The organism is Caballeronia sp. EK (genome assembly GCF_014384845.1).
GTDB lineage: Bacteria > Pseudomonadota > Gammaproteobacteria > Burkholderiales > Burkholderiaceae > Caballeronia > Caballeronia jiangsuensis.
Window position 1 is genome coordinate 67,326 of the sequence record NZ_JACSUE010000006.1, and the last position, 22,956, is coordinate 90,281.

General features: G+C 63.8%; 21 protein-coding genes. 11 read left to right on the forward strand and 10 right to left on the reverse strand.

Going from position 1 to position 22,956, the window contains the following annotated elements; genetic code table 11:
- Positions 1–39 precede the first annotated feature (39 nt).
- Together IAG25_RS18775 and IAG25_RS18780 are read left to right on the forward strand one after the other, a co-directional pair.
- Positions 40–363 (forward strand): ArsR/SmtB family transcription factor, encoded by a 324-nt coding sequence (locus IAG25_RS18775; RefSeq protein ID WP_187606197.1) that lies wholly within the window; start codon positions 40–42, stop codon positions 361–363.
- Positions 356–793, forward strand: a complete 438-nt coding sequence (locus tag IAG25_RS18780) for an SRPBCC family protein (RefSeq protein ID WP_187606198.1) — start codon at positions 356–358, stop codon at positions 791–793. Before IAG25_RS18775 ends, IAG25_RS18780 begins: the two co-directional genes overlap by 8 nt.
- A 74-nt stretch (positions 794–867) precedes the next feature.
- Here the strand turns inward: IAG25_RS18780 and IAG25_RS18785 are convergent, their stop codons facing one another.
- The 3 genes from IAG25_RS18785 to IAG25_RS18795 all read right to left on the reverse strand — a co-directional run bounded on the left by IAG25_RS18785 (position 868) and on the right by IAG25_RS18795 (position 5,175).
- Complete coding sequence (locus tag IAG25_RS18785; RefSeq protein ID WP_222946562.1) at positions 868–2,274, reverse strand: NCS2 family permease; 1,407 nt, start codon at positions 2,272–2,274, stop codon at positions 868–870.
- 332 nt (positions 2,275–2,606) lie between these two features.
- Positions 2,607–4,340: a gamma-glutamyltransferase gene (gene ggt, locus IAG25_RS18790; protein WP_187606199.1), complete on the reverse strand. Its 1,734-nt coding sequence runs from the start codon at positions 4,338–4,340 to the stop codon at positions 2,607–2,609.
- A gap of 73 nt (positions 4,341–4,413) precedes the next feature.
- Positions 4,414–5,175: an SDR family NAD(P)-dependent oxidoreductase gene (locus IAG25_RS18795; protein WP_187606200.1), complete on the reverse strand. Its 762-nt coding sequence runs from the start codon at positions 5,173–5,175 to the stop codon at positions 4,414–4,416.
- 206 nt (positions 5,176–5,381) lie between these two features.
- Here IAG25_RS18795 and IAG25_RS18800 point away from each other — a divergent pair, with 206 nt between their 5' ends.
- Positions 5,382–5,849 (forward strand): VOC family protein, encoded by a 468-nt coding sequence (locus tag IAG25_RS18800; protein WP_187606201.1) that lies wholly within the window; start codon positions 5,382–5,384, stop codon positions 5,847–5,849.
- Between the two features lie 15 nt (positions 5,850–5,864).
- On the opposite strand, the gene IAG25_RS18805 is transcribed toward IAG25_RS18800, so the two are convergent.
- Complete coding sequence (locus IAG25_RS18805) at positions 5,865–6,764, reverse strand: LysR substrate-binding domain-containing protein (protein WP_238213811.1); 900 nt, start codon at positions 6,762–6,764, stop codon at positions 5,865–5,867.
- Between the two features lie 475 nt (positions 6,765–7,239).
- Between IAG25_RS18805 and IAG25_RS18810 the strand changes: the two genes are divergently transcribed.
- The 7 genes from IAG25_RS18810 to oxlT all read left to right on the forward strand — a co-directional run bounded on the left by IAG25_RS18810 (position 7,240) and on the right by oxlT (position 15,966).
- Positions 7,240–8,877: a peptide ABC transporter substrate-binding protein gene (locus IAG25_RS18810; protein ID WP_187606203.1), complete on the forward strand. Its 1,638-nt coding sequence runs from the start codon at positions 7,240–7,242 to the stop codon at positions 8,875–8,877.
- Between the two features lie 19 nt (positions 8,878–8,896).
- Positions 8,897–9,817 carry an oligopeptide ABC transporter permease OppB gene (gene oppB, locus IAG25_RS18815; protein ID WP_187606204.1) on the forward strand — a complete coding sequence of 307 codons (921 nt, stop codon included), beginning with the start codon at positions 8,897–8,899 and terminating at the stop codon, positions 9,815–9,817.
- 10 nt (positions 9,818–9,827) lie between these two features.
- On the forward strand, positions 9,828–10,718 hold the full coding sequence (locus tag IAG25_RS18820) for an ABC transporter permease subunit (RefSeq protein WP_051626933.1): 891 nt from the start codon (positions 9,828–9,830) through the stop codon (positions 10,716–10,718).
- Positions 10,719–10,721: 3 nt separating this feature from the next.
- Positions 10,722–11,708, forward strand: a complete 987-nt coding sequence (locus IAG25_RS18825) for an ABC transporter ATP-binding protein (RefSeq protein WP_187606205.1) — start codon at positions 10,722–10,724, stop codon at positions 11,706–11,708.
- Positions 11,701–12,684: a murein tripeptide/oligopeptide ABC transporter ATP binding protein OppF gene (oppF, locus tag IAG25_RS18830; protein WP_187606206.1), complete on the forward strand. Its 984-nt coding sequence runs from the start codon at positions 11,701–11,703 to the stop codon at positions 12,682–12,684. The genes IAG25_RS18825 and oppF overlap by 8 nt, the downstream gene beginning before the upstream one ends.
- 278 nt (positions 12,685–12,962) lie before the next feature.
- Positions 12,963–14,309 (forward strand): OprD family outer membrane porin, encoded by a 1,347-nt coding sequence (locus IAG25_RS18835; protein ID WP_222946575.1) that lies wholly within the window; start codon positions 12,963–12,965, stop codon positions 14,307–14,309.
- Between the two features lie 343 nt (positions 14,310–14,652).
- Positions 14,653–15,966, forward strand: a complete 1,314-nt coding sequence (gene oxlT / locus IAG25_RS18840) for an oxalate/formate MFS antiporter (protein WP_187606208.1) — start codon at positions 14,653–14,655, stop codon at positions 15,964–15,966.
- A gap of 223 nt (positions 15,967–16,189) precedes the next feature.
- Here the strand turns inward: oxlT and IAG25_RS18845 are convergent, their stop codons facing one another.
- From IAG25_RS18845 to hmpA, 6 genes are all read right to left on the reverse strand, one after another.
- Positions 16,190–16,366 (reverse strand): hypothetical protein, encoded by a 177-nt coding sequence (locus IAG25_RS18845; protein WP_187606209.1) that lies wholly within the window; start codon positions 16,364–16,366, stop codon positions 16,190–16,192.
- A 377-nt stretch (positions 16,367–16,743) separates the two neighbouring features.
- The gene (locus tag IAG25_RS18850; RefSeq protein ID WP_187606210.1) at positions 16,744–17,973 is read right to left on the reverse strand and encodes an NnrS family protein; all 1,230 of its coding nucleotides are present in this window, start codon (positions 17,971–17,973) and stop codon (positions 16,744–16,746) included.
- Between the two features lie 7 nt (positions 17,974–17,980).
- The gene (gene tehA / locus IAG25_RS18855) at positions 17,981–18,925 is read right to left on the reverse strand and encodes a dicarboxylate transporter/tellurite-resistance protein TehA (RefSeq protein ID WP_309243946.1); all 945 of its coding nucleotides are present in this window, start codon (positions 18,923–18,925) and stop codon (positions 17,981–17,983) included.
- A 16-nt stretch (positions 18,926–18,941) separates the two neighbouring features.
- A complete protein-coding gene (locus IAG25_RS18860) occupies positions 18,942–19,352 on the reverse strand; it encodes a cupin domain-containing protein (protein ID WP_187606212.1) in 411 nt (136 codons plus the stop codon).
- Positions 19,353–19,362: 10 nt separating this feature from the next.
- Positions 19,363–19,800, reverse strand: a complete 438-nt coding sequence (locus IAG25_RS18865; protein ID WP_187606213.1) for a carboxymuconolactone decarboxylase family protein — start codon at positions 19,798–19,800, stop codon at positions 19,363–19,365.
- A gap of 205 nt (positions 19,801–20,005) precedes the next feature.
- Positions 20,006–21,187 carry an NO-inducible flavohemoprotein gene (hmpA, locus tag IAG25_RS18870; RefSeq protein ID WP_187606214.1) on the reverse strand — a complete coding sequence of 394 codons (1,182 nt, stop codon included), beginning with the start codon at positions 21,185–21,187 and terminating at the stop codon, positions 20,006–20,008.
- 126 nt (positions 21,188–21,313) lie between these two features.
- Here hmpA and norR point away from each other — a divergent pair, with 126 nt between their 5' ends.
- Positions 21,314–22,915, forward strand: a complete 1,602-nt coding sequence (gene norR / locus IAG25_RS18875) for a nitric oxide reductase transcriptional regulator NorR (protein ID WP_187606215.1) — start codon at positions 21,314–21,316, stop codon at positions 22,913–22,915.
- The last annotated feature ends 41 nt before the right edge of the window (positions 22,916–22,956 follow it).

Here is a 22,956-nt window from a genome sequence, read left to right on the forward strand (position 1 = left end):
GCTGCTTGACATGCAACCAAATGGTTGCATAATGCGTTCATGGATGACGATTCGGTTTTTCGCGCGCTCGCGGACGCCAGCCGCAGACAACTGCTCGACCGCCTTCGCGAAACCAACGGGCCGACGCTCGGTGAACTGTGCGACGGCCTTCGCATGACGCGTCAGGCCGTGTCGAAGCATCTCGCGATACTCGAGGCGGCGAATCTCGTGTCGACGCAGCGTCACGGCCGCGAGAAGCGTCATTTCCTCAATCCGGTGCCGATCCACGAGATCGCGCAACGCTGGATCAGCAAGTTCGAGCGTCCGCGTCTGGACGCTTTGTCCGACCTCAAACGCACGCTTGAAGGAGACGATCATGAGTAGCGACACGTTTGTGTATGTCACCTACATCCGCACGACGCCCGAGAAGCTATGGGAAGCGCTGACCACGCCGGAATTCGTCAAGAAATACTGGTTCGGCATGCATCAGGAATCCGACTGGCAGGCCGGCTCGTCATGGAAGATGCTGTTCTCCGACGGGCGCGTCGCGGATGCGGGCGAAGTGCTCGAAGCCGAGCCGGGCAAACGCCTCGTGCTCAAATGGCGCAACGAGTTTCGCGAGGATCTGAAAGACGCGGGATATTCGCGCTGCACTTACGAACTGGAGCAGCAGGGCGAAGCGGTCAGGCTCACCGTCACGCATGTGAGCGACAGCAAGCCGTTCATCGAGGCCGTGTCGGGCGGATGGCCGAAGATTCTGTCGAATCTCAAGTCGTTGCTGGAAACGGGCACGGTCGCGCTGGTGACCAAATAGCGCGGCAATAAAAAACGGCGCGCTGTCCTTCCGGACAGCGCGCCGTTTGCATTTTCAGGTGCTGCAAGCAGCGATCAGATCGCCCAGCCGCCGAGATAGAACACGGCGAGCACGACCGCGATCGCCACCGTGCCGACATTCAGCTTGCGCCATTCGCCCGCGACGATACGGCCGATCACGAGCGTGGTGAAGCCGAGCATGATGCCCGTCACGATGTTCGCCGACAGCACGATATACACCGCGCAGACGAGGCCGGACATCGTGTCGACGGTATCGTCGAAATGCAGCTTGCTGACATTGCCGAGCATCAGCAGACCGACGTACATCAGCGCGGGCGCCGTCGCGTAGGAAGGCACGAGCGCGGCGAGCGGCGAGAGGAACATCACCACGAGGAACAACACGCCGACGACCGCGGCCGCGAGGCCCGTCTTCGCGCCCGCCGCGACACCCACCGACGATTCGATATACGCCGCCGCCGGCGCGCCGCCGAAGCACGCTGAGAAGATCGAGCTCAGCGAGTCGGCGGTCAGCGCGCGGCCGCCGTTGATGATGCGGCCGTTCTTGTCGATCTGGCCCGCCTGACCGGCGACGGCGCGGATCGTGCCGGTCGCGTCGAACACGGCGGTCATCACGAGCGCCAGCACGCTCGGCAGCACGGCCATCGACAGCGCGCCCTTGATGTCCATCGCGCCGATCAGCGATGCATGGCCCGGCGCCGACAGCGACGGCAGCGCGAAGATGCCGTGAAAGCGCACGGACGGATCGAAGATCAGGCCGATCGCCGACAGGCCGACGACGACGAGCAGGATGCCGCCCGGCACGCGCCGGCGCTCCAGACCGAAGATCGCGGCCAGGCCCAGGACCGACATCAGCACCGGAAAGGCCGTGATGTGCCCGAGCGACACCGGCATGCCGGGCGCGGGATTCTTGACGATCAGGCCGACGTCGTTCGATGCGATCAGCAGCAGAAACAGGCCGATCCCGATGCCCGTGCCGTGCGCGACGCCCGTCGGCAGATTGCGCAGGATCCACGAGCGCACGCCGGTGACGGAGATCGCCGTGAACACGATGCCCATCAGGAACACCGCGCCGAGCGCGATGGCCGGCGTGAGGCCCTTGCCGAGCACGAGGCCGAAGGCCGTGAACGCGGTCAGCGAAATCGCGCAACCGATCGCGATCGGCAGGCGCGCCCAGACGCCCATCAGGAGCGAGCCGAATGCCGTGGTGAGACACACGGCGACGAACACCGCGCTCGTGTCGAAGCCTGCCTTGCCGAGCATGCCCGGCACGACGAACACGGAATAGACCATCGCGAGGAAGGTCGTGACGCCCGCGACGATCTCGCGCTTTTCCGTGCTGCCGGTTTGCGAAATGCCGAAGTAGCGATCGAGAAAGCCGCCGCTTTTGGCCTGAGTGCTTTCGTCTCGTTCGGTGGAGGTGATATCGATGTCGCCAAGCTGCTGGGCGGGGGATTCCATCATGAGCTGCTCCTTTATCAGCACGCTGAAACGGCAACCGTGCACCGCGCTCACTGCACGCGGTCACTGCGGGGCCATCGTCAGGGTCGTCTCGTATGTAGTTCTGGATGATGCCGAGTGACGTGCACTTACGGCTGCACTCGGTCAGGACAGAGACTAGGGGAACAGAACGCGGGGTCCAATCCCATGAAAAACATGCCGGTCATGCCGAGGGGCTTATATGCCGTGAAACCCGCATGGGGCGGGCCTTCGGCAAGACCGGCGAGGAGCCGGACTAGGGCAAACGCTAGTCCGGTCCGGGCCGCTATTTTACTTGCTCGCCGTTGTGCGGCGCATTACCGGATGACGCGCGATACGCCGCGTCCGCGCGGGTCGGACATCGGTTCGGGCTTGTCGCCGTCGATGCGGATCGCCTGAATGTCGCCGTTGAAGCCCTGCATCGTGAACTTGTAGCCCTTGTCCTCGAGCTGCTTGATCACGTCGGCATCGAGCTGATGGTACGGCTCCTGAAAGATCGTGTTCGGCGGCAGCAGCTGATGATGGAAACGCGTCGCGCCCACGGCGTCGCCGAGCGGCATGTTGAAGTCGTACACGTTCGTGATGACCTGGAAGATCGACGTGAAGATGCGCGATCCGCCTGGCGTGCCGATCACCATCGCGACCTTGTCGTCCTTCGTGAGGATGGTCGGCGTCATCGACGAGAGCGGGCGTTTCTTCGGCGCGATGGAGTTCGCATCGCTGCCGACGACGCCGAACATGTTCGGCACGCCCGGCTTCGACGCGAAGTCGTCCATTTCGTCGTTGAGCACGATGCCCGTGCCTTCCGCGATCACGCCCGAGCCGAAGTAGCCGTTGATCGTGTACGTGTTCGATACCGCGTTGCCCCACTTGTCGACGACCGAGAAGTGCGTCGTCTCCGCTTTCTCGGGCATCGACGTGCCGAGCCCCGGCTGCACGCTCTTCGTGTCCGAAGGCGTGTCGGGATTCACTTCCTGCGCGCGCTTCAGGATGTAATCGTCGTTGATGAGCTGCGCGACCGGCACCTTATAGAAATCGGGATCGCCGAGATATTGCGCGCGGTCCGCGAAGACGCGCTTCTCGATTTCGGCCACGAGGTGAATGTACTGCGCGGAATCGAGCGGCACGTCCTGGAACTTGTCCTTGATATCGGCCTTCATCTTCAGCAACTGCACGAGGCCGACGCCGCCCGAGCTAGGCGGCGGTGCGGTGATCACGCGATAGCCGTTCCAGCTCGCAGTGATCGGCTGACGCCACACGGCCTTGTAGTCCTTCAGGTCGCGCGTGGTGATGAGGCCGTGGCCTTCCATCGACTTGGCGATCAGATTGGCGGTTTCGCCTTCGTAGAAGCCTTTCGCGCCTTTATCGGCGATGCGCTGCAGCGTCATCGCGAGGTCGGGCTGCTTGAACACCTGACCCGCCTTCATGCCGCCGAAGTACAGGTCGAAGTTGGTCTTGCCGGCGAATTCCTTCGAGGCGTCGTCGCGGCGCTTGACCAGTTGATCGTCGACTTCGAAGCCGTCCTGCGCGTACTTGATGGCGGGCGCGAGCACCTGCTTCCACTTCAGCTTGCCGAAGCGTTTCTGCGCCTCCCACATGCCGTCGACCGTGCCGGGCACACCGACCGCGCGATGCCCGTAGAGACTCATGCCCTTGATGACTTCGCCCTTGTCGTCGAGGTACATGTTGCGCGTGGCCGAAAGCGGCGCGCGCTCGCGATAGTCGAGGAAGTACGGGCGATGATCGACATAGAGCGTCATGAAGCCGCCGCCGCCGATATTGCCCGCCTCCGGATACGTGACGGCGAGCGTGAAGGCGATCGCGACGGCCGCGTCGACCGCATTGCCGCCTTGCTTGAAGATCTGCTCGGCGGTGTCGGCGGCGTATTTGTCCGCGACGGCGACCGCCGAGGCGTTCAGCACGGCCGGCTGAGCGTCGGCGGTTTTCGCATAGGCCGGCGCGGTCTCGACGAATCCCGCCGTCAAGAGCGCCGACGCGACGATGGCGCCGAGCGCGAGGGACCGGATGCGCGGTTCTTTTTTCAAAAGCATCTCCTGTATCTCCTTTGTTACGTGCGACGAAAGACTAGACGCTTTATATACCACGAGCGCCGCGATGCAACGATCAGGGCATCAGCTGCCCGCCGTTCACGTCGATGATCTGCCCCGTCACGTAGCGCGACATCGCCTCGGACGCGAGATAGAGGAACGCGCCGCTGCAATCGTCGGGCTCGCCGATGAAGCCCATCGGGATCGACTTGCGGAACGATTCGAGTTGCTCGGGCGTCGTGAAGCGTTCCTGGAACGGCGTCTGAATCACGCCGGGCGCCACCGCGTTCACGCGGATGCGATCCGCCATCAGTTCCTTCGCCATGCCCTTCGTGATCGTGCTGACGAAGCCCTTCGATGCCGCGTAGAGCAGCGCGCCGGGGCCGCCGCCATTGCGCGCCGCCACCGACGTCACGTTGATGATCGAACCGCCGCCGCCCGAGCGCAGCGACGGCAGCGCCGCGCGCGTGAACGCGACCACCGAGCGCGCGTTGATGTGCATGATCTCGTCGAAGAGCTCGTCGCTCGCGGATGCGATCGGCTCGCGCTTCACGAGGCTGCCCGCGTTGTTGATGAGCACGTCGATCTTGCCGAAGGTATCGACGACCTGCGCGACGGCGGCGTCGATGGCCTTCGAATCGCGCACGTCCGCGCCGACCGTGATCGCCGTGACGCCGAGCGCGCGCACGTCCTTCGCGACTTCCTCGGCCTTGTCCTTCGAACTGTTGTAGTGCACGGCGACATTCGCGCCGTACTGCGCGAAAGCCCGCGCCGCCGCTCCGCCGATGCCGGTGCTCGCGCCGGTAATGAGGATCGATTTGCCTTTCAGATCGTGCATGAGTGCTCCGTGTTGATTGGATTTGAAGCGACTGCGACAAGCGAGAGTATGAAGCGAAGCGCGAATGCGCGTTCGCGGCGAAGCCGCCGGAATTGGCCGACAGCATGCCCGAGACGCGGGGCCGGATCAAGGCCGGGCACCATCGGCGGAGCATACGTGTCGAAGGGGACGCGGGCAGGGCGTCCGCGATATTTCAGGAGACTGACATGACCTCGCAAGTCGAACCGATTCCGCAGGACCATCGCGGCGTGATTCCGTACATGGCGGTGGCGGGCTGCGCCAGCGCCATCGACTTCTATACGAAAGTGTTCGGCGCGACGGAAACGTTCAGGATCGAGCAGCCGGACGGACGCATCGGTCACGCGGAGTTGTCGATCGGCGGCAACGTCATCTATCTTTGCGACGAGTTTCCCGATTACGGGACCGTGGGGCCGCTCTCGGTCGGCGGCACGCCCGTGATGCTGCATCTCTACGTGACGGACGTCGACGCGGTCGCGCAACGCGCCGCCGACGAAGGCGCGACGATCCTGCGCCCGGTCGAAGACCAGTTCTACGGCGACCGCGGCGGCAAGCTGCGCGATCCGTTCGGGCATGTGTGGTGGGTTGCCACCCACATCGAGGATGTCTCCGCCGAGCAGATGCGCGAACGCGCGAGGAAACTGTTCGGCGGCTGAACTGCGCGCGGCGCGTCAGTCCGCGTTCAAAGGCACGGCGTCCAACGCATCTTCCGGGGCATCGAACGAATAATGTTCGGCGATGCGCTTCACCGAATCCCGGAACGACGCGACGAGATCCGAGCGGATTCCGCTGCTCGGATACGACAGCACGTATTCGTACTCGATGTCGGTCTCGAACGGCCGCACGACGACGCCATGCGCGCGCCAGACCTTCGCCGCGAACGGTTCCACGATCGATATGCCGAGACCGCCCGCGACCATCGCATAGCGGGTGTGGGCCGTGTCGGTGAAGACCGTATAGCGCGGGCGGTCCTCGGTGGATGAAATCAGCGATTGTTCCGCGTCGTAGGGCTGCCGTGAATTCGGCAGCCAGCCGATCAACTGCTCGCCGCGCAAGTCGGACGGCCGCACGATCTTCTTTTTTGCGAGCTTGTGCGTGGCAGGCATCGCGCAGGAAGCGCGGGCCTTCAACAACGTCTCCACCTCGATGCCCGCGACCGCCGGAAACGCGAGGCTCAGCGCGATATCGGCCTTATGGTTCTGCAGGTTCACGAGCACTTCGGGCACCTTCACCGAATCGACCTTGATCGGCACGCCGGGATGCCGCTCGGTGAAATCGGCGAGCACGGGCGGCAGAAGCGTTGTCGCGAGCACGGGCATGCACGCGACCGTGAGGCCATCGGACGCTTCCTCGCGGATCATGGCGGCGACCTGCTTCAGACGCTCCAGCCCGAGAAAGTTCTCTTCGACGGACTTGTAGAAGCGCAGGCCGGCGGTCGTCGGATTCAGACGGCCGCCGACGCGCGAAAACAGGCTGAAACCGAGATCGGCTTCGAGATCGGCGATCAATCGGCTGATCGCGGGTTGCGTGACGTGGAGTTTTTTTGCTGCGCCGACACTGGTGCCGGTCATGATGAGGCTGCGAAAAGCCTCGATCTGGCGAAAACGGATCATCTTTCGGACGGCATTGAAGCGGCTGTTAACGGCGACGCAATCTTATAGGAAACAAGCACTTGCTGCCTTAGCCCTATTCGTGCGCCGAAAGTCGCAAAGTGCGGCGATCCAACAAATTGAACGACTATTCGAAAAATTTAGTGTCTATAAGCACATGTGAGTGGCATCCGTCTTATTGATGCGAAATACTCGCCGCCAGCCTGAAGCGCGAATGAAAGCGTCCGCGTAAGAATCATTCGCCCGATGCGCGATGCGTGCGTGCAGTCGCCGCAGCGACGCGACAGAAACAAGAAAGCTTTTCGTTAAATTTGCCGGGTTCGAGATCGATTTGTTTATTCCATTTGCGATAAACAAACCGATGCATGTAGGACTCCGAATCTGTGCAAGTAAAACGAAAGCGAAGATCGACAATCGAGACAAAAGAGGATTCCCCATGACGTTCTTTTCCGTTCCCCACGTATCGGTCCAGCGCACGAAGCTCGCCGCCGCCGCAGCGCTGCTCGCGCTCTCCGCACTCAACGCGACGGCCGCTATCGTGCCGTCCGGCGTCGCGCTCGCCGCGAAGCAGGAACTCGTGCGCAACAACGGTTCCGAGGTCGAGACGCTCGATCCGGCGCTGGTCGAAACCGTGGTCGCGGCCAACGTCTCGCGTGACCTGTTCGAAAGCCTGACCGCCACGGATTCGGACGGAAAGGTGGTGCCGGGCGTCGCGGAAAAATGGGAACAGAAGGACTCGACGACCTGGATCTTCCATCTGCGCAAGAACGCCCGCTGGTCCAATGGCGATCCCGTCACCGCAAACGATTTCGTCTACGGCTGCCAGCGCTTCGTCGATCCGAAAACGGCGTCGTCGTATGCGAACGTGTTCGGTCCGTTTTTGCTGAACGGCGCGGATATCGTCGCGGGCAAGAAGCCGGCGAGCGCGCTCGGCGTGCGCGCCGTCGATGCGAACACCATCGAAGTCAAGACGGACGGTCTCGTGCCGTTCCTGCCCGAACTGATGTCGAATCCGAATCTCGGGCCGGTTCATCGCGCCACGGTCGAGAAGTTCGGCAAGGACTGGACGAAGCCGGGCAATCTCGTCAGCAACGGCGCCTTTCAACTCAAGGACTGGCAGGTCAACAGCAAGCTCGTGCTGACGAAGAATTCGAACTACTGGGACAAGACGAACGTTCAACTGACGCAGGTCACCTATCTGCCGGTCGAAGACGAGAACACGGACGTCAAGCTGTTCCAGTCCGGCGAGAACGACATGACGTATCAGTTGCCGACCGGCACGTACGCGAAGTACAGCCAGCAATTCCCGAAGGACATCCGCAACTCGCTGATTCTCGGCACGCGCTATTACAGCTTCAATAATCGCGATCCGCTGCTGAAGGACGTGCGCGTGCGCAAGGCGCTCTCGATGGTCATCGACCGCGATCTGCTCGCGCAGCGCGTGACCGCCGACGGCCAGACGCCGCTGTACGGCCTGCTGCCGAAGGGCGTGAGCGGCGCGGAAGTATCGAACTACGAATGGTCGACGTGGCCGATGGCGAAGCGCGTCGAGGAAGCGAAGAAATTGCTGGAACAGGCGGGCGTGAAGCCGGGCACGAAGCTGAGTTTCGCGATGAACACGAGCGACTACAACAAGAAGATGGCGATCTTCGTCGCGTCGGAATGGAAGACGAAGCTCGGCCTCACGATGGACATCGAGTCGATGGAATTCAAGGTGCTGCTGAAGAAGCGCCATGGCGGCGACTATCAGATCGCGCGCAATGGCTGGGTGGCCGACTACAACGACGCAACGACCTTCCTCACGCTCGTGCAGTGCAAGTCGGAGCAGAACGACAACTTCAGTTGCAGCCCGAAGGCCGACGCGCTCATCAAGGAAGCGGCCGCAACCACGGATCTCGCGAAGCGCACGCAGTTGCAGACGCAGGCGGCAAAGATCGTGATGGACGACTACCCGATGCTGCCGCTGCTGCAATACGGCTTGCCGCGTCTCGTGAAGAGCTATGTCGGCGGCTATTCGCTGAAGAATCCGATGGATCATTACGGCAGCAAGGATCTCTACATCGTCAAGCACTGACGCACAGGAGAAATCGCTCATGTGGTCCTACACATTGCGGCGCGTGCTGCTCACGCTGCCGACGCTCCTGATCGTCGTGACGGTCTGCTATCTGCTCTTGCATGCGACGCCGGGCGGCCCGTTCGACGGCGAGCGCAAGGTATCCGCCGAAGTGCTCGCGAACCTGCAGGCGAAGTACCACCTCGGCGAGCCCTTGTGGAAGCAGTATCTGTTCTATCTCGACGGTCTTCTGCACGGCGATCTCGGCGCATCGTTCCGCTATGCCGACTGGAGCGTGAACGATCTCGTGCTGCGGGCGCTGCCGGTGTCGCTCACGATCGGGGGCGTGTCGATGCTGCTCGCCATCGTGATCGGCGTCGCGCTCGGCGTCGTGGCGGCGCTGCGTCGCAACAGCATCGCGGATTACGCGCTCATGCTCGTCAGCAACGCGGGCAATGCGTTCCCGTCGTTCGTGCTCGGGCCGGTGTTGATCCTCGTGTTCGCGATCCTGCTGAAGTGGCTGCCCGCGGGCGGCTGGAACGACTTCCAGTTGCGCTACATGGCGCTGCCCATCGCGCTGCTCGCGATGATCAATGTCGCGACGGTCGGCCGCGTGACGCGTGCGAGCCTGATCGAAGTGCTGAACACGAACTACATCCGCACCGCCCGCGCCAAAGGATTGCCGATGCGCACCGTCGTCCTGCGTCATGCGTTGAAGCCGACGCTGATTCCGGTCGTATCGGTGATCGGGCCGCTCGCCATTTCGTCGATCACGGCGGCGGTCGTCACGGAATCGGTGTTCTCGCTGCCGGGCATCGGCAAGCTGATCGTGAACGGCGCGGCCAATCGCGATTACACGCTCGTGCTCGGCCTCGTCGTGCTGGTCACGGTGGTGGCGGTGCTGCTCAACCTGCTGGTCGATCTCGCGTATGCGTGGCTCGACCCGAAGATCCGTTATTGAAGGGCGCGCGATGAAATCTGCTTCTCTTGCACCGATGCTCGAAAAGGCGGTCGCGGGCCGCAGCCCGTGGCAGGACGCGCGCGCGCGTTTCCTGCGCAACAAGGCCGCCGTCGTGAGCCTGATCCTGCTCGTTCTGATCACGCTCGCGTGCATCGTCGGGCCGTGGCTCCTGCCGAACGAGTTCGATTCCACCGACTGGAACGCGACGAGCGTCGCGCCCACGCTCGCGAACTGGCATCTCTTCGGCACCGACGACACCGGCCGCGATCTGCTCGTGCGCTGCCTGATCGGCGGCCGCGTCTCGCTCATGATCGGCGCGCTCGCCACGCTCACGTCGGTCACGCTCGGCATCGTGTGGGGCGCGATCGCGGGCTTCGTCGGCGGACGCATCGACAACGCGATGATGCGCATCGTCGACATGATGTACGCCATTCCGTATCTGCTCATCGCGATCCTGATGGTGACGCTGCTCGGCCGCGAGTTCTATCTCGTCGTCATCACCATCACGATCTTTTCGTGGATGGACATGGCGCGCGTCGTGCGCGGCCAGACGCTCTCGATCCGCTCGAAGGAGTATGTCGAGGCGGCGCGCGCGATCGGCGTGCCGACGCGGCGCATCATCGCGCGGCATGTGGTGCCGAATCTGCTCGGCATCGTTGCAATCTATACGACCGTCACCGTGCCCGCCGTCATCCTCACGGAATCGGTGCTGTCGTTCCTCGGACTCGGCGTGCAGGAACCGATGACGAGCTGGGGCGTGCTGATCCAGGACGGCGTCGGCGTGATGGAGTCGTCGCCGTGGATTCTGCTGTTCCCGGCGGCGTTGTTGTCGATCACGCTTTACTGCATCAACTTTGTCGGCGACGGGCTGCGCGACGCGCTCGATCCGAAGGACAGGTGAGCCATGCCGCTACTCGAAGTCAATGATCTGCAGGTCGAATTCAGCACGCACGACGCCAACGTGCGCGCCGTGAACGGCGTGAACTTCACGCTGGAAGAGGGCGAGACGCTCGGCATCGTCGGCGAATCGGGCTCGGGCAAGAGCCAGAGCGTGCTCGCGATGCTGGGCCTGCTCGCATCGAACGGGCGCGCGCGCGGACGTGCGATGTATCGCGGCGAGAATCTCATCGGCATGCCGGATCGCGCGATGAATCGCATCCGCGGCAATCGCCTTTCGATGATCTTCCAGGACCCGATGAGCTCGCTCAATCCGTATCTCACGATCGAGCGGCAGATGACGGAAGTGCTGGAACTGCACAAGAACGTCACGCGCCGCGAAGCGAAGAAGCGCGCGATCTCGATGCTCGAAGCCGTGCGCATTCCGGAGGCGGCGCATCGCATCGGGCAGTATCCGCACGAGCTGTCGGGCGGCATGCGCCAGCGCGTGATGATCGCGATGGCCTTGCTGTGCGAGCCCGAAGTGCTGTTCGCCGACGAGCCGACCACCGCGCTCGACGTCACCGTGCAGGCGCAAATCCTGCAACTGCTGCGTAACCTGCAACACGACTTCGGCACGTCGATCGTGTTGATCACGCACGATCTCGGCGTCGTCGCCGGGCTGTGCGAAAAGGTGATGGTGATGTACGGCGGCCGCGTGATGGAGCAGTGCGATGCCGCCACGCTGTTCGCGAAGCCTTCGCATCCGTACACCATCGGCCTGCTGCGCGCGCTGCCGCGTCTCGATCACGCTGGCGGCGAGCTGACCGGCATTCCGGGCAATCCGCCGAACATGGCGCATCCGCCGGCGGGCTGTCCATTCCACGAGCGCTGCGCCGATGCCAGCGACGAATGCGCCGTCGATGCGCCCGCGCTGAAGGCCGTCGAAACTGGCTGGCTTCGGGCCTGTCATCGCCCGGTTCATCAGATCACGAAGGAAGCGAGCCATGTCTGACGCGACGATTCTCTCCGTGCGCGACATGCGCGTGCATTTTCAGGTGAAGTCGAAGAACCGCTTGCCGTGGGCGCCGCGCCACACGCTGAAGGCCGTCGACGGCGTGAGCTTCGAACTGAAGGCGGGCGAGACGCTCGGCGTCGTCGGCGAATCGGGCTGCGGCAAGTCCACCTTGTCGCGCGCGATCCTGAACCTCATTCCCGCGACGGCCGGCGACATCGTATGGATGGGCGCGACGCTCTCGGGCGCATCGGCACGCGAATGGCATCGCGTGCGCGGCGACGTGCAGATGATCTTTCAGGATCCGCTCGCGTCGCTCGATCCGCGCATGACGGTCGGACAGATCATCGCGGAGCCGCTCGTCGAGCATCGGCCCGGCATGGACAAGCGGGAAATCGACGTACGCGTGCGCGCGATGATGGCGAAGGTCGGCCTGCGCGAGCAGATGATCAACCGCTATCCGCACGAGTTCTCGGGCGGGCAGTGTCAGCGTATCGGCATTGCGCGCGCGCTGATCGTCGAGCCGAAGCTCGTCATCTGCGATGAACCGGTGTCGGCGCTCGATGTGTCGATTCAGGCGCAGATCGTGAATCTGCTCAAGTCGCTGCAAAGAGAGATGAAGCTCGCGCTGATCTTCATCGCGCACGATCTCGCCGTGGTGCGCCACATCTCCGATCGCGTGATGGTGATGTACCTCGGCCGCGTGATGGAACTCGCGGAGAAGCACGCGCTCTACGACACGCCGCGCCATCCGTACACGCGCGCGCTGTTGTCGGCGGTACCGGTGCCCGATCCGGCGGTCGAGCGCGCCAAGACCGTGCAGATTCTGTCCGGCGATATTCCGAGCCCGATCGATCCGCCTTCGGGCTGCGTGTTCCATACACGCTGTCCGATGGCGCAGGCGCGTTGCTCGCAGGAAGTGCCTGCCTTGCGCGCGCTCGGTGCCGACTCATCGGCGGCGTGCCTGTTTGCTTGAACGGCGACTCGCGCCAATTAGAAAACCAACGATATCCGAGGAAGACACCCGCAATAAATAACGTCCGATAACCGGGGCGGCCATGCGCCGCTCATCCCTTGCTTCGTTTGCTCATCCGCCTATACGCCTCGACGCTTTTTTGCGTCGTCGGGCGAGGCGTTTTGCAATCCTTAGTTTCGATCAAGCCGTTAGCAGTTGAATCAATATAAGTGGAGACTTTTTTCGTGAAAAAACAAAAACACTCAATCGCGCTATCGATTTTGTTGTTCAGCGGTTTCATGGCCGCTGCGGTTGCCGCGCATGCCGATGAAACCGATACTGAGCCGCCTTCGCGTCACACCGAAGCGCCGCCGGATTCGCCGCCCAACACCGGGGCGGATGCGCCGGTGAGCAGCCAGGCGAAATCGAAAGGCTTCATCGAGGATTCGCACTTCAACGTGCTGATGCGCTCCTTTACCGAACATGACGAATTCAAGGGCGCGGGCAAGAAGGACGCGTGGGTTCTGGGCGCGCAGGCGGTGTTCGAATCGGGCTATACGAAAGGGCTGATCGGACTGGGCGGCGACGTCTCGCTCTTCGGCGCGTTCAAGCTGAACGGCGGCGTGGGGGCGGGCAATCGCGTTCACGTCGGCACGGACGGCGGCGGATCGAATCAGTTGGCATGGGCCTATCCGGGCGTGTGGGATGTGAAGGCGCGCGTGTCGAACACCGTGCTCAAATATGGTCAGCAACTGTTCGACAATCCGTTCCTCGTGCCGCACGACAACCGCGCGTTGCCGCCGACCTATCGCGGCTTCTCGCTTGCAAGCGACGAGATCAAGAACCTCACGCTGAAGGCAGGCACGGTAGACGGCGTGCTCGCGCGCGGCATGACGACTGTTACCGGTCTCACGACGGAATACGGCGGCACGCATGTCTCGCAGTTCACGTACTTCGGCGGCGACTGGACGCACGGCGACGACACGTCGGTCTCGCTCTACGGCAGCGTCGCGAACAACGTGTGGCAGCAGTACTACCTGACGGCGACGCAGAGCATCGGCGATCCGAAAAGTGTCCGCTGGACGGGCTCGTTGAACTACTACTACACGGGCGCGATCGGCGACAAGCGGCAAGGCTCGATCAACAACAACGCATATTCTCTGGCGCTTGCCGGCACGCACGGCGCGCATACGGTGCAGGTCGCGTTCCAGCAGATCGTGAGCGATCAGACCTTCGACTACATGGGCCAGTCGGCGGGCGATTATCTGTCGAACTCGCTCGATGTGGACTACAACCAGCCGCACGAAAAATCGTTGAGCCTGTCGTACTCGCTCAACATGAAGGAGTACGGCGTACCGGGTCTCAAGTTCACGATGTGGGGTGCGTATGGCTGGGATGCCGATGGCAGCGCAATGGCCAACGGCGGCTCGGCGCAGGCGGCGAACTATCTCGTCAACGGTCAGCCGATCCACGGTACGCACTACGAAATCGGCGTGATTCCGAGCTACACGATCCCGGACGGCAAGTTCAAGAACACGTCGGTCAAGTTCTACTACATGCACCATCACAGCAACAGTGCCTACTATCCGGACGGCACCAGCGATGTGTATCGCCTGATGGTGAACGTGCCCGTGAACGTGTTCTAAGACTGTCGAACGCATAAAACTCGAACCATACAAAAATACCCCTTTACATTACGTTTAACTTTCATTTATAAAGAGGGTGCGTGCTGCGGATTGCCATGTCTCGCCACGCTCATCGCCCGGCAGGCCTGTCTCTGCCGGGCTTTTTTTCGTCTGTTCAATCCGCATTCACTGCAGCTTTCATGCGCTTACGAAGTCCGATTTCCTAAGTGAAAACCCCGTCATTTCTTTCGCTTGACTTACTTGATATATCACATACTGTGTATATGCGACGCAGCATGCACCGCGTCGCGGGAGGCGTCGTTCGACGTCCAAGTACACAAGGCAATTTGCCAAGGAGACAGGCATGGGAATGAACCAGATGGGCCGCGATGAAAAGGCGTCGCGCCTGGCGTCGCCGTGGGTGCAGTTGGTTTTCGGCGTGATTTGCATGGCGATGATCGCGAACATGCAGTATGGCTGGACGCTCTTCGTCAATCCGATCGACGAGAAATACCACTGGGGCCGCGCGGCCATTCAGGTGGCGTTCACGATTTTCGTCGTGACGGAGACATGGCTCGTGCCGGTGGAAGGCTATCTCGTCGACAAGTACGGGCCGCGTCCCGTCGTGGTCGGCGGCGGCCTCCTGTGCGCGATCGCGTGGGCGATCAACTCAGTGGCGTCGTCGCTGCCGCTTCTGTATTTCGCCGCGGCGGTCGGCGGGGTCGGCGCGGGCGCGGTGTACGGCACGTGCGTCGGCAACGCGCTCAAGTGGTTCCCGGCGCGGCGCGGACTGGCCGCGGGCATCACGGCGGCGGGCTTCGGGATGGGCTCGGCTGCGACTGTCGTGCCGATCGCGCACATGATCAAGTCGAGCGGCTATGAAGCGACGTTCCTCTGGTTCGGTCTCGGGCAGGGGCTCATCGTGTTCCTGCTCGGCATGGCGCTCTATGCGCCGCCCGCGCAGATGATCGCTTCGGTGAAGAGCGCGGTCAAGGCGGCCGTCTACAACGCGAGCCCGAAACAGGTGCTGGCATCGCCGATCTTCTGGGTCATGTACCTGATGTTCGTGATGATGGCCGCAGGCGGCCTGATGGCGACGGCGCAGCTCGGGCCGATCGCGAAGGACTTCGGGCTGCACGATTCGCCCGTGTCGATACTCGGTCTGACACTGCCCGCGCTGACCTTCGCGCTCACCATCGACCGCGTGCTCAACGGCCTGACGCGGCCGTTCTTCGGCTGGGTGTCGGATCGGATCGGGCGGGAAAACACGATGTTCATGGCGTTCGCGATCGAAGCGGTGGGCATCGTCGCGCTGTCGAAGTACGGGCACGATCCGGTGGCGTTCGTCGTGCTGACCGGCATCGTGTTCTTCGCGTGGGGCGAAATCTACAGCCTGTTCCCGGCGACGTGCGGCGATACCTTCGGCCCGAAATTCGCGGCGACCAATGCGGGTCTGCTCTACACGGCGAAGGGCACGGCGGCGTTGCTCGTCCCGTTCTCGAGCGTCATCACGTCGATGACCGGAAGCTGGCACGCGGTGTTCATGCTCGCGGCGGGCATGGCGGCGCTATCGGCGCTGCTCGCGCTCTTCGTGCTGAAGCCGATGCGTAACGCACATTCGCAGAAACATGCGCGTGCCGCGTCGCTGGACATGTCGTACACGACAGTGAAGGAATGATGGCGAAGCCGTGATGCCGGCTGGACGGGCGACCCGGCGTGTCGCCCGTTTTCTAGTTATCGAGCTCGCGCTTTCCGCGGCTTGCGACTGATGTGCGGCGTTTTCGCGCCGCGTCGCGGATGCGCTTTTTGTCTTGCCGCCGGCAGGTGGTCTCCTCGCTCTCTTATCCCCATGATTCGAGCGATCCCGCGGCAGCAGGATGGGCGTTCGGCGCCGTCGCGGACTACGGCGACGCGCGAAACGAAAGCAGATGACGACGCGGATTCGACACGCCTCGAAGCGCGGCGCAATACGCGAGGCGCGGCACGCGTATGTCGATGCTGGCGACCCACGCCCGGAATGCCAGCGCGCACGCCGGCGACACGAGAGCGAGAAGAACCAGACTTGCGTGAGCGTTCATGCTACCTCCAATCGATGCCGGCTTCGGATATCGCCGACGGTTGCCCAATGAACGTAGTGTCGTCGCGAAGGGCAAGCAGGCAAACCCGGCTCGCGCGGGGAGACCGCGATTATTCAGGAGATAGACGATGCGAGCCCCGCATGTGGAGGGGCGGCGAATCAGAAGCGGGTGCCGACGCTGCAGCCGCCGAAACCGCCGCCATTGGTAGCGAAGCCGCTGCAGCCGAAAAGGCCGCAGCCGGAAAGCGTGAGTGAAGCAGCGATGAGCGTCGCCGCGGCGCAAAGAAAACGAAGGTGCTTCATGGTGACATCGGAACGGAGAACGGAACGCGATTCTCACGGAACCGCGGTATCCCGATGTCAAACAATGTCGCCGATTCAACCCGGCTTGCCATCCGCGCGCGGCTTCCAGAGCGGCGCCGCATAAGCCGCGACATAGAGCGCGAACGCGAGCACCCAGCAGATGCCCGCAGCGAAGATCCACGTCGAATGCCAGGCAGGCACGCAGAGCGGCCCGAGCACGCGCAGCGCGCCCGCCACCATCACGAGCGCATAGCACGCGACATCGCGCTTGTCCGCGACGAGCGGACGTCCCGTATGCCCGCGCGCGGTGCGCGTGATCATCGCGATGATCGCGCCGCCGATCGCGCCGGCCGCGAACGCATGCATCGCGAGGCTATGGGGCACGCGCGTAATTCCGAAGGCGGACAGCGCGAGCAGCGCGAAGCCGAGCTGCAGCCATGCGTAGGCGAGATGCAGGATCGCGAGAATCGGCCGTCCGCGCACCGCGTACGAGCGCCAGCCGATCATGCGCGCGAGGTGCACGGCGCACGCCAGCAAGGCGAGCGGCGCGACGATCGCGGCATCGAGCGCGAAGGCATCCGCGAAGAACGCGGCGAGCGTGAGCGGCGCGAGCGTCGACTCGACGATGCGCCAGCGCCGCGCGACGAAGCCGGGAATCGCGTTGGCGGTGAACATCGGGATCACGCGTCCGCCGATCACGCTGACGAGCAGTACGACGATGCCCGCCGACGCATACACGGCGCGCATCGAGAGATCGGCGCGCGTGTCGAATGCAAGGCCATGAAACGCGGCGTTCAGCGCGCCGAACCCGAGCAGCACGACGGCGAGGAAATAGTTGCGCCGGTTGCCCGCCTTCACGAGCACGCGCAGCAAGAGGAGCGCGGCGACGGGCAGGAACGCGCTATCGACGATCGCGGCCGGCAGCGCGGGGCCGCTCCACACGAGCACGCGGCCGACGAGCCACAGCAGCATGAGTGCGGCGAGCGTCGCGCCTTTCGCCGTGTCGCGTCCGGTCCATGCGCGCACGGCCGTCAGCAGAAAACCGACGATGATCGCCGCCGCGAAGCCGAACACCATTTCGTGCGCGTGCCAGCCGATCGGGTCCGCGCGCAGCAGATAGCCGCCGGAAAGCGGCACGCCCGACAGCACAAGCAGCCATACCGTCAACGCGAGCGCGCCGAACGCCGCGCCGCATAGATAGAACGGCCGGAAGCCGAGATCGAGCAGCGCGACGCGCCGCCGATGATTGGGATCGCGCCTTAGCGGCGCCGCGACGAAAACGGTGTTGGGTTCTGCGATCTTCATGACGTCCTCACGATGAAACCGTCGTGCGCGCGAGCGCCAGGCACGCGAGCGAGCGCACGCACAAATAACCGATGAAAAGATTCGCGCCGACGAACATCGGCAATGCGAGCGCGTGCGCCACGGGCACGCCGGCGAGCGCGAGCTTCACGCACGCGAGCGTCCCCGACGCCACGCCGAAGCTGTACGCCCACCACGAATACGCGAACGGCTGCGCGCCGAGCCACGATTTCAGCCGCAAGCCGACGAGCAACTGAAAAAGCCCGTAGCCGAGCAGCATCACGAGCCAGCGATCCGTCGAACCCGGTTCGACGGCCAGCACGGCCGCCGCGCACACGACCGGCGGCGCGAACTGGATGCCGACGAGCGGGCGCTCTGCGACCGGCATCGGCTCGCGATGCCATAGCCTGCGGATCACGAGCGGTTCGAGCGCGAGCCACGAGAAGACGCCCGCGCCGAGCAGCAGCCACGCCCAGTCGGCGGCGCCGAGTGCGCCGAGCGCCGCCGCGCCGGTGAAGTTGCCGGCGACGGTCGGCAGATAGATCGTCGGCGCGGTATCGGCGATTTCGCGGCCGCCTTGCCACAACCTGCCCGTATGCCACACGGCGAACGCGAGATGCCACGCGATGCCCGCGATCGTCAGAAGCCACGCGAGCGGCCGCGAATACGGCAGCACCGCCTGCGCAATGAGGAACGTCGAAATGCCGATGAGCGCGGGCGTCGCGCCGCCGACCGGATGCGCGAATTCATCGGCGACGCGCGCCGGATCGCGCAGCGCATGCGCGCCGTACGCGAGCACGAGCGCGCCCCAGACGAGCGTCGCGGCGGCGAGCACCGCCTCGCCCGCGACCGCCGGCGCGTGCCACAGCCGCACCGCGACGCGCCACGATTGCCCGAGCCCGGACAGGCCGAGCACGATGCTGAAGAGCGAAGCGGGGACGCGGGCACGGTTCACGATGTCATCGCCCCGGTCAGTGCGGAATCGGCTGCTTGACCGGATCGTTCTCGCCGACGATCGCGAACACGAGCAGCTTCGCCGGCTTCGTCGCGCTCGCATTCTTCGATACGATGTGATGCGCGCCCGGCGCTTCGTACCACGATTCGCCGGGACCGTACGTCTTCGCGGCCGAACCTTCGAGCTGCGAGGTCACATGGCCTTCGAGCACGTAAGCGAAGATCGACCCCGGATGCATATGCGCTTCCGACGCCTGTCCCGGCTTGTAGGAGACGGTCGCCATCAGCACGTTCTTGCCGGCTGCCTCGGGAATGGCCTGCTTCATCACCGGCGCGACAACCTCCGCGCCCGTGGTGTCGTGCGCGCCGGCATGCGCCGCGCCGATCATCAGCGCGGCCGCCAGAACCAAAGACTTGCGCATGCTCATGTCGATGTCCTCAAGCAGGGGTCTTGCGGAACGCGATAGCGAAGCGGTTCCAGCTGTTGATCGCGGAAATGAGCAGCGTCAGGTCGACGATTTCCTCGTCGCTGAAATGCGGCTTCACGGCCTCCCACACGCTGTCGGGCACGTGGTCGTGCGACACCAGCGTGAGCGCCTCGGTCCAGGCGAGCGCCGCGCGTTCGCGATCGGTGAAGAACGGCGTCTCGCGCCACACGACGACCGTCGCGAGACGCCGGTCCGTTTCGCCGCCCTTGCGCGCATCGGTCGTGTGCATATCGACGCAGAACGCACAGCCGTTGATCTGCGATGCGCGCAGGCGCACCAGTTCGGTCAGAGATTTTTCGAGCGCCGACTTGGCGATACGCTCTTCGACGCCGACGAGCGCCTTGATCGCGGCGGGGCTGGCCTTGTAGAAGTCGAGACGGGGTTCCATTGAAGTATCCTCTTTGCTTGGGTTTGGAAAGTGCGCCAAAGCGGCGCGGCAAGAGAAGATTAGGCTTCCGGGTGGCTTTTTGAAATGACCGATTTTCTGGAATTTCAGGTGACCACTAAACGGCCGCTTTCCGATGATGTGAGGGCGCAAAAAAACCCGCGGCCCAATATGCCGCGGGTCGATGAACGCAGCCTCGCACGCGCAATCAGTCGAGCGCCGCGGCGGGGCCGAAGAACTCGTAACGGCTCTGCGCCTCGGGCACGCCGAGCGTCTTCAGATGCTTCTTCACCGCCTTCATGAACGCCTTCGGGCCGAGGAAATACGCGTCGACATCGCGGTTCTTCGGCAGCCACGTGTCGAGCAGCTTTTCGTCGACGAAACCGATGCCGTGCGCTTCATGATCGCCGTCGCGCTTGTGCTCGTAGCAGTAGAAGCGCTTGAGCTGCGGATGACGCGCCGCCAGTTCCTCGATGGCCGCACGGAACGCATGCACGCCGCCGTGCCGCGCCGAATGGATGAAGTGCACCGGGCGCTTCGTTTCGAGCGCGGCCTGCAGCATCGCGAGCGTCGGCGTGATGCCGACACCGCCGCTGATCAGCACGAGCGGCTTCTCGCCATGTGCGAGCTTGAAGTCGCCGGCGGGCGGAAAGAGATCGAGCACGTCGTTCTGCCGCACGTTTTCGTGCAGAAAGTTCGACACCTTGCCGTTCGGCTCGCGCTTCACGCTGATGCGGTATTCGCGGCCGTTCGGCGCGGCCGAGAGCGAGTAGTTGCGGCGCAGTTCGTCGCCGTCGACCAGCACGCGCAGACCGATGTACTGACCCGGATGGAAGTCGAGCAGCGCGCCGCCGTCTTCGGGCACCAGATAGAACGACGTGATTTCGTCGCTTTCCTGTTCCTTGCGGGCGACGACGAAACGTCGCGTGCCGCGCCATCCGCCCGGCGCGTTTTCGCGCTCGCTGTAGATGCCTTCCTCCAGCCCGATCAGCAGATCGGCGAGTTGCCCATACGCGGCGGCCCATGCCTCGATGACGGCGTCGGTGGCGATTTCCTCGCCGAGCACTTCGCGGATCGACTTGAGCAGGCAGCTTCCGACGATCGGATAATGCTCCGGCAGGATATTCAGCGCGACGTGCTTGTTGATGATCTGGCCGACGAGGCCGCCGAGCTTCTCCAGTTCGTCGATATGGCGCGCATACATCAGCACGCCGTTGGCGAGCGCGCGTTGCTGCGCGCCGCTTGCCTGGTGCGCCTGATTGAACATCGGGCGCACTTCGGGGTATTCGGTGAGCATCTTGTTGTAGAACTGCGTGGTGAGCGCCTCGCCGCCGCTTTCCAGAAGCGGGACGGTTGCCTTGACGATGGCACGGTGTTCGGCTGACAGCATTCTTCAGTTCCTCGTTGTGATGAAAGGCGAAAGCGGGCGCTTCCGCATCGAAATTCTTCGGCTATTTCTCATACACGAACCGTGCCAGAGTAGAATCGTAGCTAAATCAATTGCTTATTGGCATTCATGGTCGATTCGACTCTAGTCCAAAAGACTACAGAAGTAGTCGCAATGACTTCGCGGGTGCTGCTCGATGCGCTCGTTCCGCTGATCGAGGACCTGTCGAGCGAGATGCCCGAGACCGAGCGCTACCGCCGCTTGCTGCACACGCTGCGCGCGCTCTTCCCGGGCGACGCCACCGCGCTGCTGCGGCTCGACGGCGACACGCTGGTGCCGCTCGCCATCGACGGTTTGTCGAGCGATACGCTCGGCCGGCGCTTTCGCGTGAGCGAACATCCGCGATTCGCGCGCATCCTCGCGCAGGAGGCGCCGACGCGCTTCGCCGCCAGCTCCGATCTTCCCGATCCCTACGACGGCCTCGTCAAGGGCGTGAGCGGCCATCTCGAAGTGCACGACTGCCTCGGTTGCCCGCTCCTCATCAATGGGCGCGCCTGGGGCCTGCTGACGCTCGACGCGCTCGATCCGGCGCGCTTCGACAACATCGACATGGCCTCGCTGCAGGCGTTTCTCAGCCTCGCGGCGGCGACCGTGCGCGTGGCCGAGCGCATCGATACGCTCGCGAAACGAGGCGAGGCCGAGCGTCAGCGCGCGGAGGTTTACCGGCAGGCGAGCGGGCCGCGGCGGCGCGAAATGATCGGCAGCAGCGGGCCGCATAACCGCTTGCTGGAGGAAATCGCGATCGTCGCGTCGAGCGAACTGACCGTGCTCATCACCGGCGAGACGGGCGTCGGCAAGGAACTCGTCGCGAGCGAGATTCACGCGCTGTCGCCGCGCGCCGACAAGCCGCTCGTCAGCCTGAATTGCGCGGCGCTGCCGGATACGCTCGTCGAGAGCGAGTTGTTCGGGCACGTGCGTGGCGCTTTCTCGGGGGCGTCGTCGGACCGGCGCGGCAAGTTCGAGCTCGCGGACGGCGGCACGCTCTTTCTCGACGAAGTGGGCGAACTGCCGCTGCCCGTCCAGGCGAAACTTCTGCGCGTGCTGCAGAACGGGCAGTTGCAGCGCATCGGTTCGGACAACGAGCACAAGGTCGATGTGCGGCTCATCGCCGCAACGAATCGCGATCTCGCCGAGGAAGTGCGCGAAGGGCGCTTTCGGGCGGATTTCTATCATCGCCTGTCGGTGTATCCGCTCGTGGTGCCGCCGTTGCGCGAGCGCGGACGCGATGTCCTGCTGCTCGCGGGCTACTTTCTCGAAGAGAACCGCTCGCGCCTCGGGCTGCTCAGCCTGCGCCTTTCCGCCGACGCGCAGGCCGCGCTGCTCGCGTATCGCTGGCCCGGCAACGTGCGCGAGCTGGAGCATCTGATCGGGCGCAGCGCGTTGAAGGCGCTGGCGGCGCATCGGGAACGTCCGCGCATCCTCACGCTCACCGCCGCCGATCTGATGCTCAACGGCGACGGCGTGATGGCCGCGGACAGCGCGCCGCCGGCGCAGGCGTCGCCATTGCCCGCGCCGGGCACGGATTTCCGCGACGCGGTGACGGCCTACGAGCGCTCGCTCGTCCTCGATGCGCTGAAGCGTCACAACCAGAACTGGGCATCGGCGGCGCGCGAGCTCGGTCTGGATCGCGCGAATCTCAATCGGCTCGCCAGGCGTCTCGGCCTCAAGTGAACGGCATCGCGTATCTTGAAATGATCGCTCCGATAATTCAA